Consider the following 13833-nt stretch of genomic DNA (forward strand, 5'->3'; position numbering starts at 1 on the left):
GGGAACCGGGCCCGCGGCGCACCGCTGCGGCGGGGTGGGGATGCGGTCGTGCGACGGCATCCCCTCCGCCGTGTCCGGGCGGCCGCCCGCGCGCCCCGGCGCCACCGCTCCCGGGCTCCGCCGGGAGGACGTGTCGGGGGACACACGGGGTGAACCGGCCGTCGGGCCTGGGCAGGTTGGTTACCGGCGGGTAGCATGACGGTGAAGCAGCGCCGCTCACGTGCCCCCGTGCGACGGACGGCGGCAGCCTGCCCACCTCAACCTGTTGGTCCCTGGGAGGAGAGCCCCCGTGCCTCGTACCGCGAGGGACGTCGTCTTCGTCGATGGCGTCCGCACCCCGTTCGGCAAGGCCGGCCCGAAGGGCATCTACCACGAGACGCGCGCCGACGACCTCGTCGTCAAGTGCATCCGGGAGCTCGTGCGCCGTAACCCGAACCTGCCCGTCGAGCGGATCGACGAGGTCGCCATCGCGGCCACCACGCAGATCGGCGACCAGGGTCTGACCATCGGCCGCACCGCGGCCCTGCTGTCCGGCCTGCCGAAGTCCGTTCCCGGTTACGCCATCGACCGCATGTGTGCGGGCGCGCTGACCGCCGTGACCACGACCGCCGGCGGCATCGCCTTCGGCGCGTACGACGTGGTCGTGGCCGGCGGCGTCGAGCACATGGGCCGTCACCCGATGGGCGAGGGCGTCGACCCGAACCCGCGCTTCGTGTCCGAGAAGCTCGTCGACGAGTCCGCCCTGTTCATGGGGATGACCGCGGAGAACCTGCACGACCGGTTCCCGCACATCACCAAGGAGCGCTGCGACGCCTACGCCGTGCGCTCGCAGGAGAAGGCCGCCAAGGCGTACGCCAACGGCGACATCCAGCCCGACCTGGTGCCGATCTCGGTCCGCAACTCCAACCCCGAGGTCGGCGAGACCGGCTGGGGCCTGTCGACCACGGACGAGCCGATGCGCCCGGGCACGACGATGGAGTCGCTGGCGGGTCTGAAGACCCCGTTCCGCCCGCACGGCAACATCACCGCGGGCAACTCGGCCGGTCTGAACGACGGCGCCACCGCGTCGCTGCTGGCCGCCGAGGACGTCGCCGAGGAGCTCGGCCTGCCGGTCAAGATGCGCCTGGTCTCGTTCGCCTTCGCGGGCGTCGAGCCCGAGGTGATGGGCATCGGCCCGGTGCCGGCCACCGAGAAGGCGCTGGCCAAGGCCGGTCTGACCATCGACGACATCCAGGCCTTCGAGGTCAACGAGGCCTTCGCCGTCCAGGTGCTGGCCTTCCTGGACCACTACGGCATCGCGGACGACGACGAGCGGGTCAACCCGTTCGGCGGTGCGATCGCCTTCGGCCACCCGCTGGCCTCCTCGGGCGTGCGCCTGATGAACCAGCTGGCCCGCCGCTTCGAGCAGCGCCCGGACGTCCGTTACGGCCTCACCACGATGTGCATCGGCTTCGGCATGGGCGGCACCATCATCTGGGAGAACCCGCACTTCGAGGGTGGTAAGTGACCATGAGCACCACGACTGAGCTGCTGCAGCAGGGCGCCGAGCTGTTCCCCGGCGAGGTCGTCACGACCGCGCACGTCCGCCACCTGGACCTGCCGCTGCAGGCCGGCCGGCTGGCCCTGATCACCCTGGACAACGGCTTCGACCACACCAAGCCGACCACCTTCGGCCCGGGCTCGCTGCTGAAGCTGTCCACCGCGCTGGACCAGGTCGAGGCCGAGGCCGCCGCGGGCACGATCGTCGGTGTCGCGATCACCGGCAAGCCGTTCATCTTCGCGGTCGGCGCCGACCTCAAGGGCGTCGAGATCCTCAAGGAGCACGCGGACGCGCTGGCCATCGGCAAGGGCGGCCACGAGGTCTTCAAGCGGATCGCCGCGCTGCCCGTCCCCTCCTTCGCCTTCTACAACGGCGCGGCGATGGGCGGCGGCGTCGAGGTCGGCCTGCACGCCACCTACCGCACCGTCAGCGCGGGCGTCCCGGCGTTCTCGCTGCCGGAGGTCTTCCTGGGCCTCGTCCCCGGCTGGGGCGGCTGCACCATCCTGCCGAACCTGATCGGCCCCTCGAAGGCGATCAAGGTCATCATCGAGAACTCGATGAGCCAGAACAAGCAGCTCAAGGGCAAGGACGTGTTCGAGCTGGGGATCGCCGACGCGATCTTCGAGCCGGCCGACTTCCTGGAGCAGTCGCTGCTCTGGGCCGCCAAGGTGCTCACCGGCGACGTCGTGGTCGAGCGCGAGGCGATCGACCGCGGCAAGGCCTGGGACGACGCCGTCGCCTGGGGCCGGCTGGTCGCCGACTCCAAGGTGCACGGCGCGGCCCCGGCCGCCTACAAGGCGCTGGACATCATCCAGCAGGTCAAGGACGCCGACCTGCAGGCCGGCTTCGACGCCGAGGACGCGGCGCTGGCCGACCTCATCATGAGCGGCGAGCTGCGCAGCGGCATCTACGCCTTCAACCTGGTGCAGCGCCGGGCGAAGCGTCCGTTCGGTGCGCCGGACAAGTCGCTGGCCCGCCCGGTCACCAAGGTCGGCGTCGTGGGCGCCGGTCTGATGGCCTCGCAGCTGGCGCTGCTGTTCGCCCGCCGGATGGAGGTGCCGGTGGTCCTCACCGACATCGACCAGGAGCGCATCGACAAGGGCGTCGGCTACGTCCACGCCGAGATCGACAAGCTGCTCGGCAAGGGCCGGATCGGCCAGGACAAGGCCAACCGGCTCAAGGGCCTGGTCACCGGCTCGCTCGACAAGGCCGCCGGCTTCGCCGACGCGGACTTCGTGATCGAGGCCGTGTTCGAGGAGATGGGCGTCAAGCAGAACGTCTTCGCGGACCTGGAGAACGTGGTCTCGCCGACCTGCGTGCTGGCGACCAACACCTCCTCCCTCTCGGTCACCGAGATGGCCTCGAAGCTGAAGCACCCCGAGCGGGTCGTCGGCTTCCACTTCTTCAACCCCGTCGCGATCCTGCCGCTGCTGGAGATCGTCCGCGGCGAGCAGACCGACGACGCCGCGCTGGCCACCGCCTTCGGCGTCTCGAAGAAGCTGAAGAAGACCTCGGTGCTGGTCAAGGACGCCCCGGCGTTCGTGGTGAACCGGATCCTGACCCGCTTCATGGGCGAGATCCAGGACATCATCGACGAGGGCACCCCGATCGCCACGGTCGAGAAGGGCGTCGAGCCGCTCGGCCTGCCGATGTCCCCGATCGTGCTGCTGGAGCTGGTCGGCCCGGCCATCGCGCTGCACGTCTCGGAGACGCTGCGCGGCGCCTTCCCGGAGCGGTTCACCGTCTCCGAGAACCTCGGCCGGGTGGTCAAGGCCGGCAAGCGCGGCTTCTACACCTGGGTCGACGGCAAGCAGGTGCTCGACCCCGAGGTGCTGGAGCTGCTCACCTTCGGCGACACCGTGCTGACCGAGGAGCAGGTGCTGAACCGCGCTCTGGAGGCCGTCGCGCAGGAGATCGGCCTGATGCTGGAGGAGGGTGTCGTCGCCGAGGCGCAGGACATCGACCTCTGCATGATCACCGGCGCTGGCTGGCCCTTCCACCTGGGCGGGATCACCCCGTACCTGGACCGTGAGGGCGTCTCGGAGCGGGTGAACGGCAAGCGGTTCCTCGCCCCCGGCGTGGCCTCGGTGCCCGCCTAAGGCGTAGGCCCCGTACGACGCGGGAGCCCCGGTGACCTCAGGGTCACCGGGGCTCCCGCGCGTCGTGGCGGGGGCGGTGGGGCGCGGCGGGCACTCTCGGCGGGGCGGGGCCGGGGGAGCCCGGGGCCGCGGGCGCGAGGGCCCTGTCGCGTGCCGGGCGCGGTCAGCGCTTGAGGCGGTAGACCACGGTGTCGGCGAAGACGCCGACCATCTCGTAGTGGGTGTCCAGCAGGTTCTCGATCTTCGGGATCATGCCGGGCTGGTAGGGCGCCAGGCCGGAGTCGTCCACGACGATCTCGGGCAGCCCCTTGGCGATCTCCCGGTCGAAGGTCTGCCAGGCGTTGCTGACGCTGAACTGCTCGCCGACGTTGGCGTTGCCGTCCTTGCCGCCGCTGAAGTTGGTCAGGAAGCCCGCGGTCAGGTAGCGGGTGGCCGGCTTGCGGTCGGCCAGCCAGTACAGCTCCGGGTGCATGCCCCAGACCAGCACGGTGTCCTGCGGCTTGCTCTGCGCGGCGACCGCGGTGGCCACCTCGGTGGTCCGGGTGAGCCGCTCCCCCGGCCAGGCCAGCGCGAGGCCCCAGAACACCGTGGCGGCCGCCGTGGTGTACACCAGGACCGGTTTCCAGCGGATCGCCGAGGTGGCGACCGCGCCGGTGCCCAGCAGCACCAGCGGGGGCATCAGCTGCAGGTAGTAGTGGCCGAAGAAGTGGAACCCGACGCTGACCGCGACCACCGAGGAGAGCAGCCAGACCCAGAGGTCGGTGGTGGAGCCGTGCTCCTCCCCGGCGACCGGCAGCGGGCGGTGGCGGTGCTTCAGCCAGAGCCGGCGGCCGACCGGCAGCAGGAAGCCCAGGCCGGCGCCGACCAGGATCGCCGAGTTGCCCAGCGCGCGGCCGGCCATCTGCAGCCAGGCGCCGCCCACCGAGGCGTAGTCCCCGCTGCCGGTGACCACCCAGAACAGGAAGCCCTTGGGTTTGGTGAGGATCACCGCGACCAGCGCTATCGGCAGGGTGAAGCCGAATCCGATCTTGAACAGGGCGGGCGGCCAGCGGACCCCGCGCCGGCGGGCGTCCTGGAACAGCATCCAGAGCACCGGCAGCAGGACGGCGCCGCCGGTCTGCTTGGTCAGCGAGCAGAGTGCCACCGCGATGCCGGCGGCCAGCCAGCGGCGGCGCTCGGCGTACCGGAAGGCGGCCACCATGGCGGGCAGCATGAAGACCTCGAAGGTCGCCGCCTGGGTGTCCTCCGGGGAGAGCCCGATGGAGACCAGCAGGTAGAGCAGACCCGCCCCGGCGCCCGCCCGGTTGCCCCAGCGGCCGCGGGCGATCGAGGCCAGCAGGATCGCGGTGACCAGGTGGGCGACCACCGCCAGGGTGCGCAGCGGCCAGAGCGAGGCGGAGCCGAAGACGGCGAAGCAGGCCTGGTAGAGCCAGGGCAGCAGCGGCGGCTTGCGGTCGACCACGGTGTCGTAGAGGACGCCGCCGTCCGCCAGCATCCGGGCCTGGGTGGCCAGGAACCCCTCGTCGGGGCTCCAGACCGGCCGGACGAAGGAGGGGATGTGGGTGGCGAGCGCGACCAGGGCCAGCACCGGCACCAGCCTCGTCCAGTAACCCTGGCGGACGCGGTCGGGCAGGCGCTCGGCAAGCCCGACGAGGCGGGGGCGGGTGGGGGTCGGCACGGATGACAACCTACCGGGCGGGATCGGCGCGGGCAGCGCCGGTCCCGCCTTTCGGTGCGATTATCAGCCTGTCTTGCGACGAACTGTTGCCAGGTTGTGGCAAACGGCCGCGGGCCGGGCGGCTCAGGCCCGGACGGCCGCCACGTCCAGCCGGGAGACCAGGGCCGTCACCTTGCGGGCGATGTCCGGGGCGGTGAGACCGATCTCGGCGAGGATCTCGGGCCGCGAGGCGTGGTCCAGGAACTCCTGCGGGATGCCGAAGTCGCGCACCGGGACGTCCACCTCGGCGTCGCGCAGCGCCTGCGCCACGGCGGCGCCCACACCGCCGACGCGGCCGTTGTCCTCGATCGTGACGACCGCGCGGTGCTCGGCGGCCAGGCCCGGCAGGGCGCGGTCCACCGGCTTGACCCAGCGCGGGTCCACCACGGTGGCGGTGACGCCCTCGGCCGCCAGCAGGTCGGCGACCTCCAGGCTCGTCGCGGCCATCGCGCCGACCGAGACGATCAGCACGTCGGCGCGGCGCTCCTCGGCCGGGGCCTCGGGGGCGCGCAGCACGTCCATGCCGCCGATCCGGCCGACCGCGGGGACGGCCGGGCCGACCGTGCCCTTGGAGTAGCGGACCACGGTCGGGGCGTCCTCCACCTCGACGGCCTCGCGCAGCTGGGCGCGCAGCTGGTCGGCGTCGCGCGGGGCGGCGAGCCGCAGACCGGGGACGACCTGGAGGATCGACATGTCCCACATGCCGTTGTGCGAGGCGCCGTCGGTGCCGGTGACACCGGCCCGGTCCAGCACGAAGGTGACGCCCAGCCGGTGCAGCGCCACGTCCATCAGGACCTGGTCGAAGGCCCGGTTGAGGAAGGTCGCGTAGACCGCGAACACCGGGTGCAGGCCGTTGGTGGCCATGCCGGCCGCGCTGGTCACGGCGTGCTGCTCGGCGATGCCGACGTCGAAGATCCGGTCCGGGAAGGCCTTGGCGAACGGGGCCAGGCCGACCGGGTGGAGCATCGCGGCGGTGATGCCGACGATGTCCTCGCGCTCGCGGCCGAGCGCGACCATCTCCTCGCCGAAGACGGACGTCCAGTCCTTGCCGGCGCTCTTGATCGGCAGGCCGGTCTCCGGGTGGATCACGCCGACCGCGTGGAAGCGGTCCTCCTCGTTGTTCTCGGCGGCGTGGTAGCCGCGGCCCTTCTCGGTGAGGCAGTGCACGATCACCGGGCCGCCGAAGCCGCGCGCCTTGGTGAGCGCGGACTCCAGGGCGGTGAGGTCGTGGCCGTCGATCGGGCCGATGTACTTGAGGCCGAGGTCCTCGAACATGCCCTGCGGGGCGATGAAGTCCTTGAGGCCCTTCTTGGCGCCGTGCAGCGTCTCGAAGAGCTGCTGGCCGACCACCGGGGTGCGCTGCAGGGCGTCCTTGCCCCAGGAGAGGAAGCGCTCGTAGCCCTGGGTGGTGCGCAGCGTGGCCAGGTGGTTCGCCATCCCGCCGATGGTCGGGGAGTAGGACCGCTCGTTGTCGTTGACGACGATGACCAGCGGGCGGTCCTTGGAGTCGGCGATGTTGTTGAGCGCCTCCCAGGCCATGCCGCCGGTGAGGGCGCCGTCGCCGATCACGGCGACGACCGGGTCCTTCTTCCCCTGGAGCTGGTTGGCCTTGGCCAGGCCGTCGGCGTAGGAGAGCACGGTCGAGGCGTGCGAGTTCTCGATGACGTCGTGCTCGGACTCGGCGCGGGAGGGGTAGCCGGAGAGGCCGTCCTTCATCCGCAGCCGGGAGAAGTCCTGGCGGCCGGTGAGCAGCTTGTGGACGTAGCTCTGGTGGCCGGTGTCGAAGAGGATGCGGTCGCGCGGCGAGTCGAAGACCCGGTGCAGCGCGACGGTCAGCTCCACGACGCCGAGGTTGGGCCCGAGGTGGCCGCCCGTCTTGGAGACCTCCGTCACCAGGAAGGTCCGGATCTCCTGGGCCAGCGCGGCCAGCTGTCCGGGCGTGAGCCGGTCGAGATCGCGCGGTCCCCGAATGCGGGTCAGCAGGGCCACCCGTTCCTCCTCGTTCAAAGTCGCGGACCGCGGGCGGTCCGACGGGCCTCGCTGCCCGTGTGCCGTCGCGCCGATCGGTCTCGGCGGTGCGCCGACCGGTCGAGTCTAATGTCCGCCTACCGGACACCGAGCGGGGTGCCCGGTGCCGGCGGCCCGTACTCGCCGTTCACGGCGCGCCGCGGCCACGGAGGGTCCGGGGGCGGGCACGGACGGTCGAAGGGCGGCAGACCCGGTCGGCGCCGGACACGGACGGTCGGACCGCCGCGGACCGGCCGGTACTCACGGCCGGGCGACGGACGCCTGTACGGACCGCCCGATCGGGCTGGAGTCGTCCATCTCGCTCATCACCAGGGCGAGCGCGCCGAGCACCTCGGCCCGGCCGCCCAGGGTGCCCGGGACGACCGAGAGCTGGCGGGCCGCGCTGGGGATGGCGTAGCGGGCCACCGAGTCGCGGATCGGGCCGAGCACCAGCTCACCGGCGTCGGCGAGGTCCCCGCCGAGGATCACCCGGCGCGGGTTGAGCAGGTTGCAGAGGGTGGCGACACCGGTGCCGATCTGCCGGCCGGCGTCGGCGATCACCCGGCGGCAGCCGAGGTCGCCCTGGTGGGCCAGCTCGACCACCCGGGGCACGCTCAGGTCCTGGCCGAGCGTGGAGGAGAGCAGGCCGAGCAGATAGCGGGAGCCGACGAAGGTCTCCAGGCAGCCGCGGTTGCCGCAGCGGCAGACCGGGCCGGCCTCGTCCAGCGTGATGTGCCCTATCTCACCGGCGGTGCCGCCGGGGCCGCGGTAGATCTGCCCGTTGACCACCAGTCCCGCGCCGACGCCGCTGGCCACCTTGATGTAGGCGAGGTCGCTCAGGCCGCGGCCGGCGCCCCAGACGAGTTCGCCGAGCGCGCCCAGGTTGGCGTCGTTGTCCACGTGCACCGGCATGCCGAGCCGCTCGGCCAGCTCCCGGCCGGGGGCGATGCCCGTCCAGCCGGGCAGGATCGCGGTGGAGCCCAGCGCGCCGGTCTCCACGTCGATCGGGCCGGGGACGCCGAGGCCGACGCCGATCACCTTGTCGGGGCGGAAGCCGGCCTCCTGGAGCAGCCGGTCCACCAGCGCCTCGGCGCGGTCGAAGCCCTGGGCCGCGGAGACGTCGACGTCGATCGGCTCGCTCTCCTCGGCGAGCACCCGGTGCGCGAGGTTGCCGACGGCGACCCGGAGGTGGGTGTGGCCGAAATCGATCCCCACCACGATGCCGGCGTCGCCGCTGAGCGAGACGCTGCGGGCGCGGCGGCCGCCGGAGGAGGTGTCGGCGACCACGACGGTGCCGCTCTCCTTGAGCTCCCGGACGATGTTGGACACGGTCGCCGCCGAGAGGCCGGTGGCGCGGGCGATCTCGGCCTGGGTCAGCGAGCCGGCCATCCGTACCGCGCGCAGCACCCGCTCCAGGTTGGCCCGGTGCAGTGAGGACTGCGAACCCGGTGTGTCCGTCGCCATGATCCACCCTTCCAAGGGCGAGGGAACCCCTCCGCCGGGCGATCCCTTCAACTCCTGAAGCCTAGGGCCTGACGGCGTCGGGTGGCGCGGCTACCGCGGTGGCGGGGTGGGGAAGGGGGAGGGAAGGGGTGGGGAAGGGGTGGGGAAGGTGGTCCCGGTGGACTGCTTCGGGGGCCTCGCACGGCGCCGGGCGGTGTGCCACCGGGCGCCGGGCGGTGTGCCGTCGGGGCGGCGGGCGCCGGGGACGGGGCCGCAGCTCAGAGCCGCGACGCGCGGCCTGCCGGGCTCCTGCGACCGGCCGAAAACCGCCCACCCGTACCATGGTGCCCATTCTCACCCGTCCCACCGGCCACGGACGTGACCGGCCGGGGGACGCTTCCAGACATGACGGGGCATCAGATGGCAGGGGATCACCCTACGCCGGGGGCAGGCGACACACCCGGTACCGGGCCGCAGGACAATCGGGGCGTCTCGCTCGGCCGCACGCCGGGAGGCGTGGACCCGGCCGCCGTGGCGAACCAGATGACACAGCTCGACGGGGCTCCGGTCCCCGGGCAGGGCGGACCGGCCGCGCCGGGCGCCGCACCCGGGCAGCCGCCGGCCCCGGGCAGCGAGTACGCCTACGCGCCCACCGCCGCCGCCTTCCCCGCCCAGGGCGCCCCGCCGCCGCCCGGCGCCGCACCGGCCGGCCCGTACAACCCGGCCCAGCCCCCGTTCCCGGCCCCCAACGCCGGCCAGCAGTACGGCTACACCGCTCCGCCGCCGGCCGACGGCGGAGCCGGGTACGGATACCCGCAGCAGCAGCCCGGGTACGCCTTCCCCGGCGCACCGGTGCCGGCGCCGCCCAAGCGGCGCAACCCGGTGATGGTCTGGGGCGGCATCATCGGCGGTGTGCTGGCGATCGCCATCGTCGCCGGTCTGGTCGTGCTGTTCACCGAGAACAAGAAGGACCCGGACACCCCGTCCGCGGACGGCGGCACCAGCAGCACGGGCGGCACCACCGACAGCTCGACCACCGACCCCTCCGCGGGCACCGGCGGCGGCAGCGGCGGCAGCGGCGGCAAGGCGGGCTCCTACAGCCTCGCCTGGACCGCCGCGAAGCCGGCCAACGCGGCCAGCGGCTCGCAGCTGCTCGGCATCTGGGGCGCCGACAAGGCCGTGGTGCGCGCCGACAGCTACGGCATCCGCGCGCTCAACTCGGTCGACGGCAAGGAGCTGTGGACGCTCGCGCCGCCGGCCGGCAGCAAGGAGTTCTGCGCCGTCTCGTACGGGGTGAACTCGAAGCACATCGCCGCCGTCGCGCTCAACACCGGTGACAGCGACTGCTCCACCGTCGGCGCGGTCGACATCAGCACCGGCAAGCTGCTCTGGTCGGCCAAGGTCAGCACCGAGCGGATGTCCTCGCCGACCCTGACCGTCACCGAGAAGGTCATCGGCATCGGCGGCAACGTGGCCGGCGCGGTGAACATCGCCGACGGCTCGCCGGTCTGGCAGTTCCAGCCCCGTGACAAGGACTGCAACGTCTACGGCAAGGTCGCCGGCACCCAGATCGCGGTGAGCGACCGCTGCTACGGCTCCAACGCCAACCCCAAGTCGCAGCTGGTGCTGGTCGACACCGACACCGGCAAGACCACCAGCCCCGCGCCGGTCCCGTTCACCGGCAGCATCGAGCGCATCGACAAGGTCGTCTCGGACCAGCCGCTGGTGCTGCTGGTGACCAGCGGTCCGAACGGCGACTACATCCTGCCGTTCGACAAGAGCAACAAGCCGATGACCCCGATGTCGGTCAAGGAGCCCGGGGCGGACAGCCTGCGGCTCTCCGGCCAGGCGGACGCGTTCACCCAGAACGTCGTCAGCGGCACCACGCTGTACGTCCAGACCAACCCGAGCAAGCCCGCCGTCAACGCCTACGACCTGACGACCGGCAAGCGGCTCTGGTCGTCCACCGGCGGCACCAACGACGGCATCCGGCTGGTCTCCGGCACCGACAAGGACGGCAAGGTCCGGGCCGTGCTGGACATGGGCTACGGCAAGGGCGCCAAGATCGTCACGCTCGCGCCGGCCGACGGCGCGGTGACCGAACTCGGCACCATCACCAGCCAGAAGAACTCCGACTTCATCGGCTCCAGCACCACCGAGTACGTGCTGCAGTCGGACGGTTCGCTGTTCGGTTTCGCCCGCAGCGCGGGCTCGGACGCGCCCGTGGTCAAGTACGCGAAGAAGTGACGCCGGGGGCGTAGCGCCCCGGTGCCCGACCCGGTCGAGGGCGGGGCGGAACAGGCCAACCCGCCTGTTCCGCCCCGCCCTCGAACATTTCCCCGGGCGCCGCGCGCCGGGCATGGGAGGATGCGAAGCATCAGCCTGACGAAGGAGTCCTGCGAGTGCCCGGCACCAACCTCACCCGTGAGGAGGCCCGTACCCGGGCCGACCTCCTGCACGTGGACGCGTACGACATCGAGCTCGACCTGAGCTCGGCCCGGGAGGGAGGCACCTTCCGGTCCACCACCGTGGTCCGGTTCAGCGCCAACACCCCCGGCGCGTCCTCCTTCATCGACCTCGTGGCGCCGAGCGTCGAGGAGATCACCCTCAACGGCGAGCGGCTCGACAACGCCAACTTCTCCGACAGCCGGATCACGCTGCCGAACCTGGCCGCCGAGAACGAGCTGCGGATCGTCGCCGACTGCGCCTACACCAACACCGGTGAGGGCCTGCACCGGTTCGTCGACCCGGTCGACGACGAGACCTACCTGTACACCCAGTTCGAGGTGCCGGACGCCCGCCGCGTCTTCGCCACCTTCGAGCAGCCCGACCTCAAGGCCACGTTCGCCTTCACGGTGACCGCGCCCACCGGCTGGGTCGTGGTCTCCAACTCGCCCACCCCGACCCCGGTCGGCGAGGGCGACAGCCAGGTCTGGACGTTCGAGCCCACCGGCCGGATCTCCTCCTACATCACGGCACTGGTCGCCGGCCCGTACGTCGGGGTCTTCGACAGCTACGAGAACGGCGACCAGAAGGTCCCGCTGGGCGTGTACTGCCGCCCGTCGCTGCGTGAGTTCCTGGACGCCGAGGCGATCTTCGAGGTCACCAAGCAGGGCTTCGACTACTTCCAGGAGAAGTTCGACTTCCCCTACCCGTTCGCCAAGTACGACCAGCTGTTCGTCCCGGAGTTCAACGCCGGCGCGATGGAGAACGCGGGCGCCGTCACCCTGCGGGACCAGTACGTGTTCCGCTCCAAGGTGACCGACGCCGCGTACGAGGCGCGGGCCGCGACCATCCTGCACGAGCTCGCCCACATGTGGTTCGGCGACCTCGTCACCATGGAGTGGTGGAACGACCTCTGGCTGAACGAGTCGTTCGCGACCTTCGCCGAGGCCGTCTGCCAGGCCGAGGCCCCCGGTTCGAAGTGGCCGCACTCCTGGACCACCTTCGCCAACCAGATGAAGACCTGGGCGTACCGGCAGGACCAGCTGCCGTCCACCCACCCGATCATGGCCGACATCAACGACCTGGAGGACGTCCAGGTCAACTTCGACGGCATCACCTACGCCAAGGGCGCCTCGGTCCTCAAGCAGCTGGTGGCGTACGTCGGCCAGGACGCCTTCTTCCAGGGCGTGCAGGCCTACTTCAAGCGGCACGCCTGGGGCAACACCCGCCTGGCCGACCTGCTCGGCGCACTGGAGGAGGCCAGCGGGCGCGACCTCAAGGCCTGGTCCAAGGCGTGGCTGGAGACGGCCGGCATCAACGTGCTGCGCCCGGCCCTCACCCTCAACACCGACGGCGAGATCGAGTCCTTCGCCGTGCTGCAGGAGGCCCCCGCGCTGCCGGCCGGTGCCAAGGGCGAGGCCGTCCTGCGCCCGCACCGGATCGCCATCGGCCTCTACGAGCTGGCCGACGGCGCGCTGGTGCGCACCGACCGGATCGAGCTGGACGTCGACGGTCCGCGCACCGAGGTCCCCGAGCTGGTCGGCCGGCACCGCCCGGCCGTCATCCTGCTCAACGACGACGACCTCTCCTACGCGAAGGTCCGCCTGGACGAGGACTCGCTGGCCGTCGTCACCGAGCACCTCGGCGGCTTCACCGACTCGCTGCCGCGCGCCCTGTGCTGGGCCTCCGCCTGGGACATGACCCGCGACGGCGAGATGGCCGCCCGCGACTACCTGGAGCTGGCCGTCTCGGGCCTGCGCCGGGAGTCCGACATCGGCGTCGTCCAGTCGGTGCACCGCCAGGTCAAGCTCGCCCTCGACGCCTACACCGACCCGGCGTGGAGCGAGCAGGGTCTCGCCCGCTGGGCCGAGGCCGCCGAGGAGCAGCTGCGCGCCGCCCAGCCCGGCAGCGACCACCAGCTGGCCTGGGCCCGCGCGCTGGCCGCCGTCGCCCGCAGCGAGGGGCAGCTGGACCTGCTCGCCGCGCTGCTGGACGGCTCGGTCGAGATCAAGGGCCTGGCCGTGGACACCGAGCTGCGCTGGACGCTGCTCGGCCGGCTGGCCGCCACCGGCCGCGCCGACGAGGCCGCCATCGCGGCCGAGCTGGCCCGCGACAACACCGCGGCCGGCCAGGAGCACGCCGCCAGCTGCCGGGCCGCCGTGCCGACCGCCGAGGCCAAGGCCGCGGCCTGGGCCTCGGTGATGGAGTCGGACAAGCTCACCAACTACGTCCAGGACGCGGTGATCGCCGGCTTCCAGCAGGCCGACCAGCGCGAGCTGCTGGCGCCCTACGGCGCGAAGTACTTCGCGGCGCTCAAGGGCATCTGGGAGAGCCGCAGCCACGAGATCGCGATGCTGATCATCGTGGGGCTGTACCCGTCGCTGCAGGTCGAGCAGGCCACGCTGGACGCCACCGACGCCTGGCTGAGCACGGCCGAGCCGGCGCCGGCGCTGCGTCGCCGGGTGATCGAGCAGCGCGCCGGGGTCGAGCGCGCCATCAAGGCGCAGGCCGCCGACCGGGCGGCGGGCGCCCGGGCACCGGGGCACTGAGCCGGTCGGGGTCCCGGGGCCGAGCCCCGGGAC

7 protein-coding genes are annotated in these 13833 nt (G+C 72.2%); 4 read left to right on the top strand and 3 right to left on the bottom strand.

Annotation, left to right across the window (positions count from 1 at the left end; genetic code table 11):
- The first annotated feature begins 289 nt into the window (after positions 1-289).
- Both ACFWA9_RS34100 and ACFWA9_RS34105 read left to right on the top strand, forming a co-directional pair.
- Entirely contained in the window at positions 290-1507 is a 1218-nt protein-coding gene (locus tag ACFWA9_RS34100; RefSeq protein ID WP_329489980.1) for an acetyl-CoA C-acyltransferase, read from the top strand.
- A gap of 2 nt (positions 1508-1509) precedes the next feature.
- Complete coding sequence (locus ACFWA9_RS34105) at positions 1510-3639, top strand: 3-hydroxyacyl-CoA dehydrogenase NAD-binding domain-containing protein (protein WP_359804445.1); 2130 nt, start codon at positions 1510-1512, stop codon at positions 3637-3639.
- A 163-nt stretch (positions 3640-3802) separates the two neighbouring features.
- Here the strand turns inward: ACFWA9_RS34105 and ACFWA9_RS34110 are convergent, their stop codons facing one another.
- The 3 genes from ACFWA9_RS34110 to ACFWA9_RS34120 all read right to left on the bottom strand — a co-directional run bounded on the left by ACFWA9_RS34110 (position 3803) and on the right by ACFWA9_RS34120 (position 8827).
- Positions 3803-5317, bottom strand: coding sequence for a glycosyltransferase family 39 protein (locus tag ACFWA9_RS34110; protein ID WP_352288085.1), 1515 nt, complete (start codon positions 5315-5317; stop codon positions 3803-3805).
- 123 nt (positions 5318-5440) lie between these two features.
- Positions 5441-7345: a 1-deoxy-D-xylulose-5-phosphate synthase gene (dxs, locus tag ACFWA9_RS34115; RefSeq protein WP_352288082.1), complete on the bottom strand. Its 1905-nt coding sequence runs from the start codon at positions 7343-7345 to the stop codon at positions 5441-5443.
- Positions 7346-7624: 279 nt separating this feature from the next.
- Positions 7625-8827 (bottom strand): ROK family transcriptional regulator, encoded by a 1203-nt coding sequence (locus ACFWA9_RS34120; RefSeq protein ID WP_329489976.1) that lies wholly within the window; start codon positions 8825-8827, stop codon positions 7625-7627.
- A 522-nt stretch (positions 8828-9349) separates the two neighbouring features.
- On the opposite strand from ACFWA9_RS34120, the gene ACFWA9_RS34125 reads away from it, so the two are divergent.
- Both ACFWA9_RS34125 and pepN read left to right on the top strand, forming a co-directional pair.
- Positions 9350-11053, top strand: a complete 1704-nt coding sequence (locus tag ACFWA9_RS34125; protein WP_380392549.1) for a PQQ-binding-like beta-propeller repeat protein — start codon at positions 9350-9352, stop codon at positions 11051-11053.
- Between the two features lie 155 nt (positions 11054-11208).
- Complete coding sequence (pepN, locus tag ACFWA9_RS34130) at positions 11209-13800, top strand: aminopeptidase N (protein WP_359834478.1); 2592 nt, start codon at positions 11209-11211, stop codon at positions 13798-13800.
- The last annotated feature ends 33 nt before the right edge of the window (positions 13801-13833 follow it).

Origin of the sequence: Kitasatospora sp. NPDC059973, from assembly GCF_042737525.1 — a bacterium.
In the GTDB taxonomy this organism is placed as follows: Bacteria; Actinomycetota; Actinomycetes; order Streptomycetales; family Streptomycetaceae; genus Kitasatospora.